The sequence below is a fragment of the Marisediminitalea lipolytica genome (assembly GCF_001758465.1).
Classification (GTDB): domain Bacteria; phylum Pseudomonadota; class Gammaproteobacteria; order Enterobacterales; family Alteromonadaceae; genus Alteromonas; species Alteromonas lipolytica.
Genome location: NZ_MJIC01000002.1, coordinates 14,639 through 36,061 on the forward strand (window position 1 = coordinate 14,639; position 21,423 = coordinate 36,061).

The 21,423-nt window shown below is 47.7% G+C and carries 19 protein-coding genes; 7 read left to right on the forward strand and 12 right to left on the reverse strand.

Annotation, left to right across the window (positions count from 1 at the left end; translation table 11 throughout):
- The first annotated feature begins 38 nt into the window (after nt 1–38).
- The 3 genes from BFC17_RS00835 to BFC17_RS00845 are packed head-to-tail and all read left to right on the forward strand — an operon-like array spanning nt 39 to nt 3,490.
- A complete protein-coding gene (locus BFC17_RS00835; protein WP_070174573.1) occupies nt 39–1,730 on the forward strand; it encodes a GMC oxidoreductase in 1,692 nt (563 codons plus the stop codon).
- A complete protein-coding gene (locus tag BFC17_RS00840; protein WP_083271500.1) occupies nt 1,730–2,356 on the forward strand; it encodes a gluconate 2-dehydrogenase subunit 3 family protein in 627 nt (208 codons plus the stop codon). The genes BFC17_RS00835 and BFC17_RS00840 overlap by 1 nt, the downstream gene beginning before the upstream one ends.
- Before the next feature lie 6 nt (nt 2,357–2,362).
- A complete protein-coding gene (locus tag BFC17_RS00845) occupies nt 2,363–3,490 on the forward strand; it encodes a ThuA domain-containing protein (protein ID WP_070174574.1) in 1,128 nt (375 codons plus the stop codon).
- A gap of 540 nt (nt 3,491–4,030) precedes the next feature.
- Here the strand turns inward: BFC17_RS00845 and BFC17_RS00850 are convergent.
- From BFC17_RS00850 to BFC17_RS00875, 6 genes are all read right to left on the reverse strand, one after another.
- Nucleotides 4,031–4,729: a tRNA-uridine aminocarboxypropyltransferase gene (locus BFC17_RS00850; RefSeq protein ID WP_070174575.1), complete on the reverse strand. Its 699-nt coding sequence runs from the start codon at nt 4,727–4,729 to the stop codon at nt 4,031–4,033.
- A 109-nt stretch (nt 4,730–4,838) separates the two neighbouring features.
- Entirely contained in the window at nt 4,839–5,699 is an 861-nt protein-coding gene (locus tag BFC17_RS00855; RefSeq protein ID WP_070174576.1) for an alpha/beta hydrolase, read from the reverse strand.
- Between the two features lie 130 nt (nt 5,700–5,829).
- Nucleotides 5,830–6,891 (reverse strand): aldose epimerase family protein, encoded by a 1,062-nt coding sequence (locus BFC17_RS00860; RefSeq protein WP_070174577.1) that lies wholly within the window; start codon nt 6,889–6,891, stop codon nt 5,830–5,832.
- Between the two features lie 106 nt (nt 6,892–6,997).
- Nucleotides 6,998–7,582, reverse strand: a complete 585-nt coding sequence (locus tag BFC17_RS00865) for a beta-phosphoglucomutase family hydrolase (protein WP_070174578.1) — start codon at nt 7,580–7,582, stop codon at nt 6,998–7,000.
- 101 nt (nt 7,583–7,683) lie between these two features.
- Entirely contained in the window at nt 7,684–9,204 is a 1,521-nt protein-coding gene (locus BFC17_RS00870; RefSeq protein WP_070174579.1) for a S10 family peptidase, read from the reverse strand.
- A 129-nt stretch (nt 9,205–9,333) separates the two neighbouring features.
- The gene (locus tag BFC17_RS00875; protein ID WP_139141961.1) at nt 9,334–9,774 is read right to left on the reverse strand and encodes a hypothetical protein; all 441 of its coding nucleotides are present in this window, start codon (nt 9,772–9,774) and stop codon (nt 9,334–9,336) included.
- A gap of 19 nt (nt 9,775–9,793) precedes the next feature.
- Here BFC17_RS00875 and BFC17_RS00880 point away from each other — a divergent pair, with 19 nt between their 5' ends.
- Nucleotides 9,794–10,303 (forward strand): EAL domain-containing protein, encoded by a 510-nt coding sequence (locus BFC17_RS00880; RefSeq protein ID WP_217494000.1) that lies wholly within the window; start codon nt 9,794–9,796, stop codon nt 10,301–10,303.
- A 105-nt stretch (nt 10,304–10,408) separates the two neighbouring features.
- Here BFC17_RS00880 and BFC17_RS00885 read toward each other — a convergent pair whose 3' ends face one another.
- From BFC17_RS00885 to pckA, 5 genes are all read right to left on the reverse strand, one after another.
- Entirely contained in the window at nt 10,409–11,098 is a 690-nt protein-coding gene (locus BFC17_RS00885; RefSeq protein WP_217494001.1) for a PEP-CTERM sorting domain-containing protein, read from the reverse strand.
- 372 nt (nt 11,099–11,470) lie between these two features.
- Nucleotides 11,471–11,986 (reverse strand): YceI family protein, encoded by a 516-nt coding sequence (locus tag BFC17_RS00890; protein ID WP_083271504.1) that lies wholly within the window; start codon nt 11,984–11,986, stop codon nt 11,471–11,473.
- 684 nt (nt 11,987–12,670) lie between these two features.
- On the reverse strand, nt 12,671–13,615 hold the full coding sequence (locus BFC17_RS00900) for a transposase (protein WP_070174584.1): 945 nt from the start codon (nt 13,613–13,615) through the stop codon (nt 12,671–12,673).
- Between the two features lie 206 nt (nt 13,616–13,821).
- Nucleotides 13,822–15,411, reverse strand: coding sequence for a tetratricopeptide repeat-containing sulfotransferase family protein (locus BFC17_RS00905; protein WP_175439507.1), 1,590 nt, complete (start codon nt 15,409–15,411; stop codon nt 13,822–13,824).
- A gap of 365 nt (nt 15,412–15,776) precedes the next feature.
- Nucleotides 15,777–17,387, reverse strand: a complete 1,611-nt coding sequence (gene pckA / locus BFC17_RS00910; RefSeq protein WP_070174585.1) for a phosphoenolpyruvate carboxykinase (ATP) — start codon at nt 17,385–17,387, stop codon at nt 15,777–15,779.
- A 603-nt stretch (nt 17,388–17,990) separates the two neighbouring features.
- Here pckA and BFC17_RS00915 point away from each other — a divergent pair.
- From BFC17_RS00915 to BFC17_RS00925, 3 genes are all read left to right on the forward strand, one after another.
- Nucleotides 17,991–18,398, forward strand: coding sequence for a VOC family protein (locus tag BFC17_RS00915; RefSeq protein ID WP_070174586.1), 408 nt, complete (start codon nt 17,991–17,993; stop codon nt 18,396–18,398).
- A 102-nt stretch (nt 18,399–18,500) separates the two neighbouring features.
- A complete protein-coding gene (locus tag BFC17_RS00920; RefSeq protein WP_070174587.1) occupies nt 18,501–19,442 on the forward strand; it encodes an SPFH domain-containing protein in 942 nt (313 codons plus the stop codon).
- Nucleotides 19,443–19,444: 2 nt separating this feature from the next.
- Nucleotides 19,445–19,909, forward strand: a complete 465-nt coding sequence (locus BFC17_RS00925) for an NfeD family protein (RefSeq protein ID WP_070174588.1) — start codon at nt 19,445–19,447, stop codon at nt 19,907–19,909.
- Here the strand turns inward: BFC17_RS00925 and BFC17_RS00930 are convergent.
- Nucleotides 19,896–21,236, reverse strand: coding sequence for an MFS transporter (locus tag BFC17_RS00930; RefSeq protein ID WP_070174589.1), 1,341 nt, complete (start codon nt 21,234–21,236; stop codon nt 19,896–19,898). The two genes, BFC17_RS00925 and BFC17_RS00930, sit on opposite strands and share 14 nt — an antisense overlap.
- Between the last annotated feature and the right edge of the window lie 187 nt (nt 21,237–21,423).

Genomic DNA, 21,423 nt, shown 5'->3' on the forward strand with positions numbered 1-21,423 from the left:
GCGGACGATTTGCCACCGCAATTAGCAGTGAGGTAGTAATGGTTAATAACACTTATGACGCCATCGTCATTGGCTCTGGAATAAGCGGCGGCTGGGCTGCCAAAGAGCTCACCGAAAAAGGCTTAAAAGTTTTAATGCTGGAACGTGGCGAAAACGTCGAGCATGTTAAGGACTATACCAACACCAATAAGAATCTGTGGGATTACCCCCATCATGGCCGTCCCAGCGAAGAAGCGCTGGCAGCCGAACCGGTTATGGCACGTGGTAAAGGTTACCCTTTCAACGAGGTAACCATGGGCGCATGGGCCAGCCACCAGACTTCACCCTACGTGGAAAAAGAGCCTTTTCAGTGGTTTCGTGCTTATCAGGTGGGTGGTCGTTCATTATTATGGGGTCGTCAGACCTACCGGTTAAACCCGGAAGACTTCGAAGCTAACGGAAAAGAAGGCATCGCGGTAGACTGGCCTATCCGTTACGACGATATTGCTCCATGGTACAGCTACGTTGAAAAGTTTGCCGGTATTTCCGGTAACAAAGACGGCCTGGATGTATTACCCGACGGTGAATTCTTACCGGCATTTGCTATGAATGCCGTTGAAAAAGATCTCGCGGCACGCCTTAAAAAGCAATACAAAGGCGAACGTCACATGATCATGGGCCGGACGGCACACATTACCGAGCATCGTCCGGAACAAGGTCGTGGTAAGTGTCAGAACCGCGATAAATGCTGGACCGGTTGCCCATGGGGCGGTTACTTCAGCACCCAGTCTGCCACGCTGCCTGCCGCACTGAAAACCGGCAACCTGACGCTACGCCCAATGTCTATTGTGAAAGAACTGATTTACGATAAAGACAGCAAGCGCGTCACCGGCGTTGAGATAGTCGATGCCGAAACCAAAGAGACCATTGTTTATAAAAGCAAAATTGTTTTCCTCAATGCCTCAACCCTTAACTCCGCGTGGATCCTGATGAACTCTGCCCGCGACGTTTGGGATAACGGTCTGGGTTCGAGCTCGGGTGAACTGGGTCATAACGTGATGGACCACCACTACATGCTGGGTGGTACCGCCGACATTCCGGGTCACCTGGACAAATACGTTTATGGTCGTCGCCCTACCGGTTTGTATATTCCGCGTTTTGCCAACTGGGGTAGCGATAAACGTGACTTCCTACGTGGTTTTGGTTTCCAGGGCTATTCAGACCGGGAAAACTTCAGCCGTGATTCTGACGGCATGGGTATTGGCGCTAACCTGAAAGAAACCCTGAGCGAACCAGGCAAATGGACCATGCGTGCAGTAGGTTTTGGTGAAATTCTGCCGGATCATCGCAACAAGGTCAGCCTGAGCAAAACCGTTACCGACGCCTGGGGACTGCCAGTGCTGGAAATGGATGCCAAGATCCGCGACAACGAAATCAAAATGCGTAAGGCGATGAAAGAAGACATCGTGGAAATGTTTGAAAGCATCGGCCTTAAAAATGCGCAGGCCTGGGAATCCACTTACCACATGGGTAAAGGTATTCACGAAATGGGCACGGCTCGCATGGGTCGGGATCCGAAAACCTCAGTGCTTAATAAGCACAACCAGGTCTGGGATGCGCCTAACGTCTTTGTTACCGATGGTGCCTGTATGACCTCATCATCCTGTGTTAACCCATCGCTGACCTACATGGCCTTAACGGCACGGGCAGCAGACTTTGCCGTAGAAGAATTAAAGCGGGGGAATCTGTAATGGCTAACCATACTCACACAACCATGGACCGTCGTACGCTGTTAAAACTGATTGCAGCCTCAACGGGTGCCGGTTTAGTCAATGCCCCGGCGCTGGCGGTATGGCAGGAACAGCCTGCTCTGGTACCTGTTAGCAAAGCCGGTTTTGACGACGCGACTGTTGCCCTGATCACTGAACTGTGCGAAACCGTAATACCACGCACTGATACTCCGGGAGCCAAGGACGCAGGCGTTCCGCCGTTTTTTATTGGCATGATCCGCGAGTGCTATGATGAACAGCAACAGCAGTTATTTGAGGCTGGTTTTGCCGATATCGAAGCACGCAGCAAGACCTTGTATGGCAAGCCTTTCGCGACGCTTGGCACAACCCAGAAGAATGATCTGATCACGGCCATCGATGCAGAAGCCATCGCGTTTAACAAAGGTGAAAGCGGGCAGTGGAAAGGCGAGCAGTTCACGGGTCAACCGCACTATTTTACCCTGATGAAACAGCTGATTATTTTTGGCTTTTTCTCTTCAAAAGTGGGCGGAACTAAGGTGCTTCGTCATGCGGATGTGCCTGGTGGCTACTACGACATCCCTTACAACAAAGGCGATAAAGCCTGGACAACGGTCTGGCCCTGGTAATTTGCTATGAATATGAAGTCTTTATTTAATCGCACTGTACTTACAGCAGCACTGCTGTCGGCGAACCTGTTCACCGCCCAGGCAGCTCAGGCCGGCGATACCCCGGTTGCCGATTGTGTGTTACGCGAAACACCGTTCAGCGTGCAACTGCCAGCCTATGACGTGATGACCCGCCCTGAAGCCAGAGCGATCACCGAAAAATACTATCCGGGGCTTTTTGAAGTGCTGCCGGCCTGGTTGCTCAGCGAAAAAATGCCGTCTTTTGCGACGATTCTGACGCTTGAACAACTTATTGAACGTGCCGATCCAGCCAAACCACGGCTAGCCGAACTGGATGCTGAGCTCAGCGCACTACCCGTCACTGAAGAAGTTAAAGCAGCCCGCTGTGCGCGCTTTGACGCCGAGCCTCAGTACTTTACCGTTGATGACTCGCAGGTACAGGTGTTGGTGTTCCAGAAAATTAACGGCTATGACCATGGCCGCTCTGTTACAGCGGCGACGGAAGCATTAACCCGGATGTCCAAAGAGATGGGTTATGGCGTAACCGTAACTGCCAATGGCGGCGCGTTCAATGCGAATAACCTGTCGCAGTTTGACGTGGTGGTATGGAATAACGTTAGTGGTGATACCCTGACCTTGTCGCAACGGGCAGCCTTTGAAGACTACATCAATAACGGTGGTGGTTTTCTTGGTGTGCATGCATCAGGCGGTGATTCCATTTATTTCTGGGAATGGTACCGGGATGCGCTGTTAGGCGTGCAGTTTATTGGTCACCCGATGGAGCCGCAGTTTCAGCAGGCAACGCTGACAACGCACGAAAACTCAGCCCACATTGCAGAGTCTCTGCCTGAGCACTGGTCTGTTAAGGACGAGTGGTACTCTTTTGCCGCAGAACCTGACCTGGATGGTGTGGAATACGTGATTACCATTGATGAATCCAGCTATAAGCCGGGTAATCTGGCAATGGGGGGCGTGCACCCTATCGCCTGGAAACACTGCGTTGAAGCAGGCCGGGCAATGTACACCGCTATTGGCCACCGCGAAGAAATGTATGATGTGCCAGAGAACATCACACTGATTAAAGATGCCCTGAAATGGACATCAGGTCAGGGCGAAAAGGTTTGTCAGCCATAAACCAGCTGCAACGAAAAAGGCTCCTGCTAAGGAGCCTTTTTACTTTTGAGCCAGCACTCACCCATGTGATTCATCGAGCCGCTCATCAAGCAATTGAGATTTTTTCTTAATCTTACAGCCGAATATTTTTTGTGTGTTTTTTCGACCTAAATACCAGGCAACAGTATATGGATGTGCTCGCTTGAAGAATCGTTTAAACGCATTCATTGTTCATCCCCTGTTTTAACTACTACGCTCTTTTACTATAGAACACCGCTGCAGAAATCGCCAGAGCGACTATTAAAATCGTATACCATCTGACGAAAAGCCATATTCTAAAATATTTTTAACCTGTTTATTTTAAAAGCATTTTAGCATTTTCTACGATGATAAAAATCACGCATAAAAAAGTTTTTCGGCAACGGAATAATAGCGGTGTTAATTTTAATACTCAGCTTAGCGCCCCAAGGATCAGCAACTTCACGCATTCTAATTAAAAATAACAAAGGTGAATGACTCGATTAATCGAGCTAGTCGATTTCCACCGCACACCACACTATATTACTCACTTAGTCCTAAATCCGCGGCGCTAAGATGATCGGTAAGGTGTGGCTTGCCTTTAACATAGAAATGCCGGAACACATTAAAATAGTGGCCAAGGGTTGCAGCAGCCTGTGTTTCTCCGGCCATATTCAGCACTTCAACGCCGACTTCAGCGGTACACAACTGATGTGCATGGGCGGCCTCTCTAAGTTTATATTCCGAATTCATCTGAGGCTGAATCCCCAGTACCGGGATGCCCTGCAGGTACTCACTTTTGCGAAACATTTTACGCGCTTCACGCCAGGTGCCATCCAACATGATAAACAGCGGCCGTTTACCATTATCAGCAACCGCATAAGCACGTCGCTCAGGTTCAGCATACTCATGAGGAAAAATGATAAAAGGCTGATAGCGGTTATTTTCCAACAGCTGCATAAACTCAGTGGCGGGCTCGGTGCGATGCCAGGTAAAGGCATAGTTTGTTTTAGCCACATCGGCTATTAAACGGCCAGTGTTGGTGGGTTTGTAACATTCACCCTTATACATTAAAAAAACAAACACACTGTCGGCCACAGGTGCGGGGACATGAGCACAAATGCAATGAGGGGTTGGCAATAAGCAAGCCTCACAGCGTACGACTTTACCTCCACGAGCGAGGAAAGGGCGGGTAGAATGAAGCAGCTCTCGCTGTCGCAGGGCTAAAACAGAATTATGCAAAACCAGGCCGTCGAAACAGTAAACAGAAGCGCTATTGTATCGTGTTGATACCCCTTCTCACTAGTTTCTTATACACAATAAAGACAGGCAGCCAAACGACCTGGTTTGCTTACAAACTTTGGATAAAGCTTTTATAAGCGTCCTGGGTTATCGGACTTCTCATCAGTTTGTTGTGGCCCACTCCCTCTACCACAACCAGCTTTTTATTGCTCGAGGGCGATACCTTATACAAAATCTGGCTGTACTTAGGCGGCGTGGTTAAATCATTCTCTCCGACCATGATTAACAACGGCCCTTTGTAGCTTCCAACCTGATAAGCATTATCCACTGCCGCCAGTTTGGGTGAAAGTTTAATCCGCGTAAACCAGTCAGACCAGCCTGGCGAGTTGTCGTTAAGTAGTTGCGAAAGATTCACAATGGGCCCTTCCAGCACGACACCATCGGGTGCACGTTCGAGAGCAATATTAGCCGCCACCGCCGTACCCAGTTCAATACCATGCACGATGAAAGGTTTATCGTTACGCAAGGTGTTTGCGGCAAAATCATATACCGCCAGGGCATCGGCCAGCATGGCTTCGGGATCGAGTTTAGCGGGTTTATCGCTGATACCGGCACCAGGATAATCAAACCAGATAACATTAGCCGGGATCGCGCCAAAACGATGCACAATATTGGCAGATTGATTGATGGTCATGCCATTACCACCAAACAGTAAAATGTTCGCCCTGGCATCCTCGTAGATAGCCTGGACACCACGCAGTTTGTGGCCATCCTGACTGGTTAAGCTAACTGCCTTAAGGGCAACCGATAAATTATCCTTAAACGCCTGTTCTTTAAAACGGGTGAGATCGAGCTTTTCAGTTTTGGCCGACTGATAAATAAGATTCGCTGGCGTAACATTGATTACACAGCCAGTCACAAAGACAACCACAGCGGTAAGAATAAAAGAGGCTTTAAAGTAATGGCCCATGCCTTTCCCTGGATAACACTAAACTGCTTTAAGCGTAACAGCAAAACCACATAAAATCAGTAGCCACGAATATTTAAGCTAACGAAAGCCGGTACACAATTCGGCACCGGCTTTAAGTTGGATGATGGCTTTATCTCACCCCAAAAGCGTACACGATACGGGTGGAGTACTGCTCGCCCGGCAACAGCGTTGCCGAGGGGAAGTCTGCCCGGTTTGGCGTATCAGGGAAGCACTGTGGCTCCAGGCAAAATGCACCACGGCGATGATGCTCCTGACCAGTTCCGCTGGTCTCTGCGGCCAGGAAATTCGCTGTATAGAATTGTATCCCCGGCGCATCGGTCAGTACTTTCAGTACCCGTCCGGAAGTGGGTTCATACACGCATGCCGCTTCTGCTAATGCCGGACTGGCCTCAGTTTTTAAGACATAGTTGTGATCATAGCCACTACCCAGCAGCAGTTGCTCATGCTGAGTGTCTATGTCACGGCCGATGGTTTTCGGCGTGGTAAAATCAAATGGTGTGTCAGCCACCGCCATGAGTTCAGCACATGGAATAATATTGTTGTCTACTGGCGTAATAAACTGGCTGTTGAGCTGTAGCTCATGGTCAAGTACAGAGCCGGTACCGGCAAGGTTAAAGTAAGAGTGCTGGGTCAGGTTTACGATAGTTGGTTTATTAGTGGTAGCCACAAACTGCATATCCAGCGTGTTATCGTCGGTCAGGGTATAGGTGACTTCCACAGACAACTCACCGGGATATCCCTGATCGCCATCCGGACTTACCAGTTTGAGGATCACGCCCGCACTATTTTGTGTGGCGAATGGGGTCATCTGCCAGACTTTTTTATTAAAGCCCTGTTCGCCCCCATGTAAATGATTACTACCGTTATTGGTTGCTAACGCATAATCTACCCCGTCAAGGCTAAACTTACCGCCGCTAATGCGGTTAGCATAACGGCCAACCAGCGCCCCAAGATAGGCGCCATCTTGTTCGTAGTCGGCCAGGGTTTCCAAACCATACACAATATTGTCCGATTGCCCATCGGCATCCGGCGTCAGAATACGGGTAATAATGCCTCCCAGACTAATAACATCCACTTCGATATGGTGTCGGTTTTTCAGGGTGACTTTTTCAACCGGTGTCGCATCACTTAGCTCACCGAAAGCGCGGATAGTGGCGCTGGGCATTGTCATAGATAGTCCTTGCTGAGTAGCGATGCCCGCTTTGACATCGCCTTTTTAAATGTAAACACGCTGAATCCCCGAAGGGTAATGGCATTTCAGCGCTTAAAGCAGAAAGTTAAATCTGGATTTCGCCATTTTTAACCATAATACAATCCATACCGGCAGCAGCGGCGGCCTGCTTTCCAATAGCGGTGTCTTCAAATACGACGCATTTAGCCGGCTCAATCCCCATTTGCTGGGCCACGGTTAAAAAAGTTTCAGGATGCGGTTTACCGCGAGAAACATCGGTAGCGGTCACCAGGGTATCAATCCGGTTTAGCAGCCCTTTTGCGGCGAGCAAGTGTTCGGCCTGCAAGCGCTCAGCCCCTGTACCAATGCCAATCGCCATGGTTGGCCGGTAATGCTCAAACACCGCCATAGTAGATGCAATCAGGACGGGTTCAAGCTCCATGGATTCCCAGGTCTCGCGCTTAAATCGGGCCACTTCAGTAGGGTCGTTTTGCATGCCAAACTTATTGTTTAGTACGATTACCGTTTGCCAGGTGGGCACGCCCCCCAACGAATTCATGTAATGGGCATCAAAGGGATAACCGTAACGTTCGCAGGTGACTTTCCACGCCTCCATATGCCCTGGCATCGAATCAATCAGCGTGCCATCCATATCGAACACGATTCCCTCGTAAGGACTTAAATCGACCATAAACACTCCTGCACCTGCCCCGTATTTGATAACTTCGCTATGATACCTGAAAAATCCCCTGATGTGCCTTTACGCGTCACGGTATCATAGCCGAATCCGCGCTATTTATTGGTGGGAGTATGCCCTTCAATAAAGCTGCGAATATCATTGAACAACTGTATTCTGGCCTCGCCGTTCACATACATCATGTGGCCGCCCTCATAATAGCTGTACCAGATTTGCTCACTGTTAATGCCATGGCGGTTAAGCGTATATTCGGCGTCAAAAAATGGCGTGACTAAATCATAGTAACCTGACGCCACCAACACATCGAGCTGAGGGTTAATTCGGAGAGCTTCCGACAACTCTCTGGCGGTGTTCACGTAAGAAGGTTCCCAGGATGAGCCGTCTTTCGTGGTGCGATAGCGCCAGTTGCGACTCAGATTAGGGTCTGCCGGCGACAGGTACTGGCGTTCCCAGTTCACCTGTAAACTGTTGTGCATATGCACCTGCAGCGCGCTGTTAAACGCTGCCGCCAGGCTATCTGAGGCGGCATCCCGTTTGGTTGCATCGGCAATATCGTCGCGCTCATCACCCAGGTAGCGGGCATCCAGCAAGCCCACTGTTTTACTTTCGTTGCGCAATAGCTCCTTGGCAAATCTCCGGGCGCTGATACGCAGGTCTGCGCGCTCAATATAGTCCTGATTTAATCCGGTAAAATAGGCCAGACGCTCTGCCAAATAGGTACGCTGGTCCGGGGCAAGACGGTTACCCGCGAATAAGCCCGGTAACAGTTCGTCCATAGCAAAACGACGGGCTTCGGCCAAAAATGCCGTCTGGTTTTGCTCAGCCGGTGTTACTTTGTGATGATAAAGTGCCGTCGCGGCCATGGTAGGAAGATAGGTTACAAAGGAAATAATATTATCCGGAATATACGGTGAAGACCCCTGATAATCCAGCGCCTGCGACACAAACACCAGGCCATTAACATTGATCTTCATGGACTTTTGCAGAATATTAGCCACGTAAGCTGCGCGTGTGGTGCCATAACTTTCACCCAGAATAAAAACCGGCGAGCCCCAACGGTTATTCTCTGTCATCCAGGTACGGATAAACTCCGCCATCGACTGAGCGTCTTCTTTTAACCCCCAGAAAGCTTTGCCTTCATGCTCACCCAGCGCGCGGGAAAAGCCGGTACCAACCGGGTCGATAAACACCAAATCGGTCACATCCATTACCGAAGCAGATGACGCCTCAGGCTGGTATGGCGGTAATCCCGGGTGCGATGCATCGGAAGGGACAGACACATAGGCAGGCCCCAGTCCGCTCATGTGCAACCAGACTGAAGCTGAGCCCGGACCACCATTCCATACAAAGGTAACCGGTCGCTGAGACGGTTTGGCATTTTCTTTTAAGTAAGCAAACGAGAAAATGCTGGCCTTGGGCGCACCTTTAAGGTCACGCAGAAAGGTTTCGCCGGCCACGGCGTTATAACTGACTTTTTGACCGTTAAACTGGCCTTTGTGCTCGGTGATAAAACGTTTTGGCGCAGCTTCGGCGTTAGTATCCGTAGCTTGCGCGCCTACGGGCAAAGCCATGGCCACCAGGACCAGCAGACATTTAAGGTGTTGTTTAAATTGCATTGATTTTTCACCGATTGGTTTTGTTTACCCTGACCTGCAAAGTATACAACTACCGCTACGGTGGCAAGACAACAATCGACAGGTAACGGGCAACAGGCGATTAGCTTTGTTGCCCGTGAATAGATAGGCCTAAAAGCGCAGTGATGTTGCCAGCGTTAATGAGGCAAGGCCCGAGTCTTCTCCCCCAACATAAATTCCGGCGCCAGCTTGTACCGACCAGGCAGAATTAAACCAGTAATCAACGGTTAACTGGCCAATATCATCATTGGTGTATATATCATCATCAGCAAACTCGGTGATATAGCTCACCCCGGCGCTAAAACGGCGATTGAAGAAATACCGGCCTGCCATTTCCAGTCGGGTGGAATCGTTAACCAGTGACTCCATGGTCAAATCCCACCCTTCACCACCGGCAATATTAGTATAACGGCCAAACACGCGAGCGGTGAGTTGACTGTCAGAAACGGAACCGTTGTAAGTACGCCTATTGGCGTTTTCATAAATCAAGCCACCGCCAATCTGCCAGTTGGGTGTAACAAAATAGCCCACATCGGCGTTGCGGGAGCACAATCAGCCTTTACCGATTGCAGTGAATATTTCAGCAATGCAGCTGGGGCATCGGGGATTTATTAATACCGTTAAGGAAGTCCTTGAAACAACAGGACTCACCGCCCGCAGACTCGAGCAGGAACTTACCGAGAGCACACTGGTAAAAGATCCGAATTACGCGCAGGAAGTGATGTCTCAGCTTCGCGAAATTGGTGTGTCGATTTCCATCGATGATTTTGGTACCGGCTATTCCAACCTGGCTCAACTGCGACGTTTCCCCATCGATCGACTGAAAATAGACAAGAGCTTTATGACTGAAGCGGTACTGAATGAACAGGATGCAGCGATAGTAAAATCAGCGATAGCGCTGGCGCAAATCCTTAATCTGCAGGTCACCACCGAAGGTATTGAAACCGAGGAACAGCTGGAGTTTGTCCGTTCTCTTAACGGCCAGGAGTATCAGGGTTACTACTACAGTAAAGCGCTGCCGGCGGATGAGTTGCGTATTTTGCTGGTTGAAAAGCTGGAGAAGATGGGCCTGTCTGCTTAAACATAAAAATCTCCGGAGCGCATTGCTCCGGAATTCGTTTTACTTCTTAAACCGCAGAATCATCGTTACTAATGATCAGTGCGTCTTATGCACTGCAGACCAAGATTATGACTTAAAGATATTCTTCGAATATTTTCTAAAGCCTATCAGTGACGCCAGTAAAAGCAGAAAGGTTGCAGGTGCAGGAACTGATGTCGGGGGAGTCGGATTGCCGGGGTTTGAAGCAGATTGGCCAAATAACAGATCATCAAATGCCAGAATGTCATTTGTCGCATCGAAGGTAACGCTTGATATTAACTCACCATAATCAATAAAACCGACGAATGCACCGCCTCCACCTGTGGATGATGGCATATCAATAAATTGTTGCGCATTACTGCCATCTGTATAAGTAATTGTCTGTAGTGGAACAAGGTCTGTTTGTAAACCGCTGACAAAAAAGCCGAACGCGTCTACCGGATCGGAAAAAGTAAAGGTAACTGAACCACCAAATACCTCTGTCCAGAAACTCCCACCGGCGGTGGTGTTAAAGCCGCAAAGTGCGCCACAATTTGAGGATACAACAGATCCCCCTGAGATAGTAACATCAGGCGGAATCGCTGACTCAAAATCAACAACATCCAATGCTCCCGCTACTGAAAGAAAATCGTTCATAGCGGCGACGGAATTAACCATATCGGACAAAGAAGACACACTGTCATCTGCGCCAAGATATGTGATAGGGGTAGCCTGTGCACCGGAAACCAGGCAAGTTGTGAGTAATACTGCTTTACTTATTTTTCGTAACATTGACATAGCCCTAATCCTTTGAAATATGATGAAATACTATTTTATGAATTTGCTTAAACACTGCTGGCGAATTCTATAGGTATACGCTCTTCGCGTAATTAAGTACATAATTATACTTTTTTCGAACGAGCAGGAATCGCGCCATAAATAAATAAAACTTAATATTCAATAGTTTGATGTTTTTTTGAGCGAATTACTTACTTTGTCTGTAAAAAAAACTGACATTAGTTTTTGATAGAAAATCGAAAAGGTGTGACTATAAGGCTAATGCCAAGCCTATAAGATTTAGCATAAAAAGCCTTACAGACAGATGAACTTCGTCCGAACCTTGAAAAAACTGTGCTAGCGATATTTGATAGCGGCGTCGGAACTAGAATTTCATTGTTTCCTGAGCTGCAAATCGATATCCAATACTACCTCATAAGCCACGCTTTCGTTGGTGGCCCAACTGCCGCTGCCTATTTCGAACTCGCGTCGGTCGATGGTTGCAGAGCCAGTAAACTTAGCGATGCCATTTTCTTCCTGCCAGTTAAATACGACGGTAATCGGTTTAGTAGTGCCTTTCAGCGTCAGTTCGCCATGCGCAATGAACTTACCGTCTTCAGTATGAATATTACTGCTCAGGTAATGCGCACTGGGAAAGTCTGCTGTTGAGAACCACTGGCTTCCTTTGATGGTGCCGTCCCAGTCCTTGTTGTTCGTTGTGATACTTTGCGTGTTAATTGTGACGTCAATCACGCCAGCAGCAGGATTCGCCGGGTCAAAGTATATCTTCGGTGTAAACTCACGGATAGCACCGACAAATGGCTGGCCAGCATAGCTGTTGGTGAAGTTAAAATTGTCCGGCGTAGCGACCAGTAGCCAGAGAGGGAGTATAAGAAAAATTAACGCTATTTACTACCCGCGATGACAGCTGAATTAAAGGCTTGTTTCGTGTACTGCAAATTGACGTTTTGCAAAAAAGAAGTGGACTAAATATCCATCAATTCCCCAACAGCGCTGACTATTGGTTCTGAAATATTTTTCGTTATGTGTCAAAGGTCGTGCATCAACAAGTTAATGTTCAAGCTCAATAGGTGATGGGGCTCTTAAGCGCCAAAGTTGAAATCTCTTTGAATAACGTAATCGTCAATTGTTGTTATTTGTGTTAACCCAATAAGTGGTGGCGCTCTGCACGAATTGGCGGTAATCGCTGAGTCTTGTTCATCCAAATGTGTTAATATCTTTTGGATGGTTGCAGGCGCTGTAATGCTGGCGATTATCTTGACATTCGTCTTTGTGCAAGCCTCGCAAATGGTAATATCAATATTGAACACTCTCTTCAACCTTTGCGCCCACGACATGCTCCGGGCATGGTAAGGCGTATCAGAATCATTCTCAAGCACTGCTAAGCGAGGACTATTCTTTCCTCGCTGAGAAGCAGTCACTTCTGTCACGTACATTGGCATTTGCCGCAAATACCCCATAAAAACGGGTAAGATTGAGTCCAGGCGGTGGTACCAAAGCGCTCAGTGCCTGGCAATATGGAGTGGAGAGTCATGATGAATACTGATGTTGGCTTATTAGCTTTGTCATGCTTTAGCCGAAGCCAGTGTGTTTCCGGCGTTGATTTTGTAGTTTATCAATGCTGACCGATGATTTAAAAACTGTTTCGATACCGGTTATCATCTTGTTCCAATCACAGTGCGCTAACCCAACCCGGCTCAGGATAGGTGATACGGACTCATCGATTTTGCCTGGTCTGCTGGGATGTATATAGCGGCCTGAGAGTTCAACTAGCGCAATATACTCTTCTAATTGAAAAGGCAGGCCGTCGGGCATGTTGTTACGCGTGTTGCCTGTAAATGGAAGTAGTTGTTTTGGTTGTTTGTTCGATTTGGCCGCATTGATGCGTTTTTGAATACTTGTGTGGTTGGATTCTTCAGGGGTATTAGCCAAACAGGCGCGTACGGGATTTAAGTCAACATATGCCATACAGGCGGCTAGAGAAGCTTCATCTAAGAGTGCCTGTGATTTAAACCGCCCTTCCCAGAAATGACCGGTACAATCATCTTCTTTATTGGCTCGACGGGCGATGTACTCGTTAAGCAACCGCATAAACCAGCTGATATCGTAGAGTCGCTTACGGTAAACTTCAGCCAGGTTATTTACCGTTTCAATTTCTGCTTTAGACAACGTAGTCGATTCAGCGTCGTCAATATACCGTTGCGACAACAACATGCCTTTGTAAAGCCGATGCCACCGCTTAATGATATCTTTAGCACTGAACGAATTGGCCCTTTGTTTATTAATGCGTAAAACTACATGAGTATGGTTGCTCATTACTGCATAGGCACACACGTCAACACAAAACACCTCTGCCAAAAACAGTAGTCGGTCTTCTACCCACTGCCGGCGATGCTCGTAGCTCTTGCCTTTCTGATTATCTTCACCACATAAATACGCCCGTCGAACACAGCGGGAAACACAGTGATAGTAAGGGGTATCAGAAAGGTTGATAAGGCTTTTACGTGGTCTGGGCACAAAGCTTCACTTAAATTAGAAAAATAGTGTAGTCATTGTGCCAGCACATAGACAAAATCCAACTGGACCTGAGTCTAGTAAGTGACAGTCTAGTAAGTGACTGTCTCTTTGAGCTTCTCTTTGAGCTTTGAGCTCTCCTTTAAGCTCCTCCGTTTTGAACCGAGCGCCAAGTGAAAAATCACTGACCGAAGGTAACCTTTATTTTCTCACTTTGGCTGATGCTTATTAAGTTCTTGAACCATAGGTTGAAGATGATTTTCATATTTTCTCCAGCGACCAATAGATTTCGTATTGACTGGTTGTCGCACTTGCACTGAACTTGCCGTGCTAACCGGCGTTGATTGTTCGAAAAATCGCAAACAATTATCATCCCAATCCAGTTCCAGGTACTCAATGATTTTATGTGCGTTGATCTCAAAGTTCATGGCTAGTTCCTCATATTTAATTTCCAGAAATCGTTTCCCAAAACGCGTGCGCCAGGCTTCCATCATATAAAGGTATCTAGCATGATGTCTTGCTATCTCGGATTGATCGTATGAGTATGCATACGCTTGGGTAAACAACTGTTTAAACCCGGAAAAACAGGTGTCCATTGGATCCCTGCGTAGATGGATGATTTTTGCCTTAGGTAAAATTTTGAGGATAAGCGGCAAAAAAAGAAAATTACTAGGCAATTTATCAACAAAATGCGCAGTGTTGCCTCTCACTCGTTTGACGCTATTCATATATGCTTCGCCTAAAAGAAAAGGCTCACAATTAGTCGCTCGCATTGCTAACTGTGGGGTAAGATCATGTTCGCCAACGGTATTTGAAAGTTGGTTGATACAGTAAAGCAGGTTTTTGAGTTCTCCCGCTGAACTTATCTGTGAATGTGCGCTAATAATGTGTTCTACCAAAGATGTACCCGAACGTGGTTCTCCAATTATGAATATGGGAGACTCGTCCGGATAACCATCGGGGCCATCTTTCAGCCATTCTTCGGTGCAGGTAGCCAGCAAATAGTCATACATTTCTTGTTCTAAAGATTCATCATATTTGATGGATGTTCGTTTTGAGGCGGCAGCTGCTGTAAATGAATTAAACGCCTCATCCCATTGTTCTAAATCCTCATATTCTTTTCCACACGCATAATGGAAATATGCAAGGTCATTTGGTGTGAAACAAAAAGACTGCATCAGCGATTTCATTTGCGTGACGTGTTGCTGATCCTTCGTTTTTCGCAAGCCTGACAGTAACCAGTGTGCACTCGCAATTGCAGGTTGGATTTTAATAATGGATACTAACACCTCTTCCGCTTCATCTATTTTTCCCAAGTACATCAGGCAGGTAGCCTGATTCAGTAAAAAGCCAATATTGTTAGGCTGTTGATGGGTGGCCTTTTGATACCAATCAAGTGCATCTTGATATTTCATCAGTTTTGAATTTACTAAGCCTACCATTTGCTTTAAGTTCGGACTGCCGTCATCATACTCAACCGCTTTCTCTAGCGCTTTTTCGGCCTCTGAAAACTCCCCGAAACCCGATTTTAAATCGGCGATATGTACCCAAACAGCACAGTTTTTAGGGTCGTACTTTAGTACATTGCTAAACGATTTCAGCGCTTCGCTGTGATTGTTCAAAGCATTTTCCACCAGACCTGCTAAAAAGTTCGCTTGCGTCGAATCGGGATTGATAGACAATGCATTGTTTACAGCCTGTTTGGCATTTTCAAATTGGCCGGTATTGAGCGAATGAAGTCCTGTCTGTAAAAGTCGTTGAAAATCCTGAATTGTTACTATTTGGTCACTTTTATTCAAAAGTAGGTCCTTTTGCGTGTACGTGGGGGAAAATGCTGTTTGCATTGTGACTAATTCTCTCAGAGAAAAGGCACTATGTCATTTGATCTCTCCCCACCTGTCCATACCATTAATCCGCACAGAGGTTTGATTTTACACGTGTAGTGTACTGACAATTTTTAATTAAAGCATAATCATGCCGAACCGCATGGGCATAGAGTGCCGTCCAGCCACCGTAAACAGAAAGAGGCGATTCGACGACTGGGGAAGTGGCACGGTTTTAGGTAAACTCGGAGCAGGCGACAGTCACTGTGGTTAAACGGATGTTGAACGCGCACAAAAAAGGCCGCAAAGCGGCCTTTTGATTATCAGATTTTGCGGGCGCTTTAAAGCTGAGGACCCGCTTCTACCAGTGCGCGACCTTTATCGTTAACCGCAAATTGCGCAAAGTTTTCGATAAACAGTTCGGCCAGTTTAGTGGCTTTTTCCTGCCATTCATCAGCGCTATCGTAAGTATCACGAGGATCAAGAATACCGGTATCAACACCTGGTAATTCTTTTGGCACCTGCAGATTAAAGATAGGCAGCGTCTGACATTCCGCTTCTTCAATAGAGCCGTCTAAAATACGGTCGATGATAGCGCGGGTATCTTTAATTGAGATACGTTTGCCAGTGCCGTTCCAGCCGGTGTTAACCAGGTAAGCGGTCGCGCCCACTTTATCCATTTTTGCCACCAGCTCTTCGCCGTACTTAGTAGGGTGCAGCGTTAAGAACGCTTTACCAAAACAAGCTGAGAAGGTTGGCGTTGGTTCGGTAATACCACGCTCAGTACCAGCCAGTTTTGCGGTAAAGCCTGACAGGAAGTGATACTGAGTTTGCGCTGGATCCAGTTTAGAAACAGGCGGTAATACCCCAAAGGCATCAGCGGTTAAGAAAATAACCTTGCTTGCGTGACCACCTTTAGACACCGGCTTCACGATGTTCTCAATGTGGTGAATAGGGTATGACACACGGGTGTTTTCGGTAACAGAGTTATCGTCGTAATCCACTACGCCGTTGTCATCAACGGTCACGTTTTCCAGCAGCGCGTCACGACGGATAGCATGGTAAATATCCGGTTCGCTCTCAGGATCCAGATTAATGGTCTTAGCGTAACAGCCGCCCTCAAAGTTAAACACACCGTTTTCGTCCCAGCCGTGCTCATCATCACCAATCAGGCGACGTTTTGGATCGGTGGACAGAGTGGTTTTACCGGTGCCGGATAAGCCAAAGAAAATCGCTACGTCACCGTCTTCGCCCATGTTGGCTGAGCAGTGCATAGAGGCCATGTTATTAAGCGGCAGGTAGTAATTCATCATGGCGAACATACCTTTCTTCATTTCGCCGCCGTACCAGGTACCGCCAATAACCTGCATTTTCTCGGTCATATTAAACACGGTGAACACCTCAGAGTTCATGCCATGTTCCTGCCATTTCGGGTTGCTGGTTTTGGAGCCGTTAAGCACCACAAAATCCGGCTCACCGAAGTTGGCCAATTCTTCCTCGGTTGGACGAATAAACATATTCTTAACGAAGTGCGCCTGCCAGGCCACTTCCATCACAAACCGTACTTTTAAACGAGAGCTTTCGTTGGCACCGCAAAAGGTATCAACCACAAACAAGCGCTTGCCTGATAATTGTTTACCAACCAGTTCTTTCAGGTCGGCCCACACTTCAGGGCTAATGGGTTTGTTGTCGTTGCGAGCAGCTTCGCTGTTCCACCACATGTGCTCTTTGCTCACCTCATCCATAACAATGTACTTGTCTTTGGGTGAGCGGCCGGTAAACACGCCAGTACTTACTGACACGGCACCGGATTCGGTAACCACGCCACGCTCGTAACCGGTCAGGTCTTCACGGGTTTCTTCGGCAAACAATTGCTCGTAACTGGGGTTATAAATTATTTCAGAGGCATCATAGATGCCATATTTTGCTAGGGTATCGACAGAAATGGCCATTGCCTTTTCCTCCGTGAACGGTTGAAAATTGAGCTAGAAAAACTTTTCTAAGGCAACGCTGAACTTATTGTTTTTATTTTGGTTGCAGGGTCTTTTTTAGATATAACAAAGTTCGGCTGATGGTACAACTGTAGCGGCATTGACGGTAATTAACATTGACATGCATCAGTTGAATAGGAATCAGTAAAAACGGTCAATTTTTTAGCCTGATAGTTTTACAAAAACAAATAAAAATGTCCGTATTGGTGACATCTTCAGCGACAACAATTTTGCTCAGAATTCCAGCCAGGACAATGGATACGCTGGCGTATGGTAAATTAATAAAGACATAACCTTAAATCAAACGGTCACTCCATTGCGCCGCCTTTTCTTTTAGCTGCCCGCTATGCAGAAAACAATGTAACCGCGTATGCCTGCTCTTAAAAAAATGCAGGCAGCAATCTGGTAAAACCAGTAGTGCCAGTAAAACAATAAAAACATGAGCCGAAACAAGCATGTGCCTGATAGTACAATCTCAGTACAAATACTGGTCAAATATGCTTTTTTCTGTCAGGTTATTGATGCAGCGGTTTTCATTTCAGGTGTCAGCACAGGGAGCAGAGGATGACAGAACGAATCCAAAGTCTTAATGCGGTCAGTGTTCTGGTTAAAAATTACGATGAAGCGATTACGTTTTTTACCGAAGTGCTCAACTTTGAGCTTATCGCCAATGAAGAATACAAAAAGGGGTTACGCTGGGTCTTACTTCATCCCCCGGGGCTTTCCAGTACCGGCATAATGCTGCATCTGGCCAAAACGACCATGGATAAAGTAGCCGTAGGCAATCAGGCCGGCGATCAGGTGTTGTTTGTGTTACAGACCAACGATTTCTGGCGGGACTACGAGTTTATGCTGAGTAAGGGCGTTAAATTTACCGAAACACCCCGGGATGAAGCCTACGGCACCGTAGCAATATTTAAGGATCTCTACGGCAATAAGTGGGACTTATTACAGGTAAAAGACGCCGAATAGTCAGCAGCTAATTATTGTTACGCCTTGAAACAATTGGAAAGTACTAAGTTTGTATTAGTTGCGCTAAGCTCAGGAGGTCAACCTAAACAGAGGCTGTAAATCATGGAAGTATTACTCGACAATATCCTCATCCCCCAGTTGTTTATTCTTATTCTGGTGGTGATTTTAATTAAATCATCCATCAAATTTGTGCCACAAAACCGCGCTTACGTTATAGAACGCTTTGGTAAATACCAGTCCACCAAAGAGGCTGGATTAAACTTTATTGTGCCTTTCATCGACCGCGTTGCAGCCGACCGCTCCCTTAAAGAGCAAGCGGTGGATGTGCCCGAGCAAAGCGCCATTACCAAAGATAATATTTCACTGCATGTCGACGGCGTGCTGTACTTCCGGGTACTTGATCCCTATAAAGCAACCTATGGTGTCGACGACTACGTTTTTGCTGTCACTCAGCTTGCTCAAACCACCATGCGCTCTGAGCTGGGCAAAATGGAACTGGACAAAACCTTTGAAGAGCGTGACCAGTTAAATACCAACATTGTTACGTCAATTAACGAAGCCAGTGGCCCCTGGGGTATTCAGGTACTTCGTTACGAAATCAAAGATATCGTGCCGCCTAATTCCGTAATGGAAGCCATGGAAGCACAGATGAAAGCGGAACGGGTGAAACGCGCACAGATCCTCGAATCAGAAGGCGACAGACAAGCCGCCATTAACCGCGCGGAAGGTGCAAAAGCATCGGTAGTACTGGCAGCCGAAGCCGATAAGGCCGAACAGGTGTTAAAAGCAGAAGGTGAAGCGCAGGCCATTCTTGCGGTTGCAGAAGCGCAGGCTGAAGCATTACGCAAAGTGGGTGAGGCAGCAGATACCGAGCAAGGGCAGAAAGCCATTCAGCTGGATCTGGCGACCAAAGCCATTGAAGCCAAACAAGCCATCGCCAAAGAGTCATCCATTGTACTGTTGCCAGACAGCAGCACCGAAGCCGCCAGTCTGGTTACTCAGGCCATGGCCATCATCAATAAAATGAACAACAAAGACGTATAAAGATGGACTGGATTACTGCAAATGTCACAACCGTTCTGGTTATAACCGGTTTGTTGCTGCTTATTATCGAAGTGGCGATTCTGGGTTTTGCCACCTTTGTCCTGTTCTTTGTAGGACTGGCTGCACTGGTCACCGCAGGCTTATTCTACATTGGCTTGCTTGATGCCAGCTACGTTAACGCTTTTTTCAGTTCGGCCATTTTTAGCGCCATATTTGCTGTTCTGCTGTATAAGCCACTCAAACAAATGCAACAACAGGTAGATAACAAAACCGTAAAGGGGGATTTTACCGGTTTACGTTTTCATTTAGCCGAGGACATCAGCCCGGCTCGCCCGGGTAAACACACGTATTCGGGCATCACCTGGGCTGTTCAGAGCAATAGTGACATCGCCGCAGGCACAGAAGTGGAGGTCGTTAACGCCGAAGTCGGCATTTTCCACGTTCGCCCGGTAACTACCACTGCCTGATTAAAGCGCGGGTACCAAGCTCGTCGAAGGCACCATTTACTTTTAAGTAAAGCTGGTGTTGCTCGGCATCAAAAACACTTTCAACCACACCGGGTAAGGCGGCAACGGATTCCAGTTGCTCTTTATCCGGGCTAACCTTGCTATCTAACCGCAGTGCCACTCGTTTGAGTTTTTCACCTGCTCGTATGCCAGCCACAATAACGCACCACACCACGGCAATAGCCGCACCAGTATAATATGCCGACTGTGAGCCCAGCAGTTGAGTGACAGCACCGGATAGTATGCCGCCTAAAAACGCCCCGAAAAACTGGAAACTGGCGTAGATGCCCATTGCCGTGCCCTTCTGGCCAGCAGGCGCAATTGTGGATAGCAACGCAGGGAAATTCGCTTCCAGATAATTAAACCCGGTAAAGAAAATGGTTAAGCCTAAACCGATAAGCCAGACACTGTGACCAACCGCAGGCAGTAAAACAAACGCCACACCCAGCATCACCACCGCCGATAACAACATGGAACGCGGTGTCTGGCCACGGCTGCTGCGCATCATCAGCGCCAATAAGAACACCGATACCAACAACACCGGCAGATACATTGTCCAGTGTTCATCCAGGGCGATATCCAAAGCCACCAGCGTCGACGGCACCTGCACAAATAACAAAGTGATCATCATGTGCAGCAGCATGACACTGACATTAAGACGCCACAAATCAGGCGACGTAAACAATTGCCAAACCTGTTCGCGACGCGGCAACGTATCGGCATTAAACTGTTTTGCCGTATCCGGCACCGCCCACTTTACCAGCGGTAAACAACACAGGGCCAGCACACCGGTTACCCAGAACACCCCGGCCAGGCCCCAGGCATTAGCAATCAGCGGCCCGATAACCACGGCGATATAAAAAGAAAACCCAATGGCAATACCAATAATGGCCATAACTTTAGCGCGTTGCTGTTCACGGGTGACATCGGTGGCCAGCGCCATAATCGCCCCGGCAATGGCCCCCGCCCCTTGTAGAATTCGACCGACAATCAACCACACCATAGAATCGGCCATGGCAGCAATGATGCTGCCCAAAGCAAAGACTGACAGACCGAGTAAAATAACCGGCTTGCGGCCCCATTTATCGGACAACATTCCCATGGGAATTTGCAACGCCGCCTGAGTAAGGCCATAGCCACCAATTGCCACGCCCACCAGCATCACAGAGTAATCACTAAATTCCTTAGCGGCCACGGCCAGCACCGGCATAACCATAAATAACCCTAGCATTCTCAGCACGTAAACAACGGCAAGCGTTATCGCAGCCCGGACTTCAATGGCGTTCAAGGTATTGTCTTCTCTGTTGTGGGATTAAAACGGGCGCGAATTATACCACGCTTTAAAGGTGTGTACCTAGCCTGCTACACACCGCTAATCGACATTAGCAGACACGCCGACTGATCTTAATTTAGCTGTGTCTCATATTCATAGCTCCACAGCCTATACCCACGACACGGGTATATGGCATACTGTT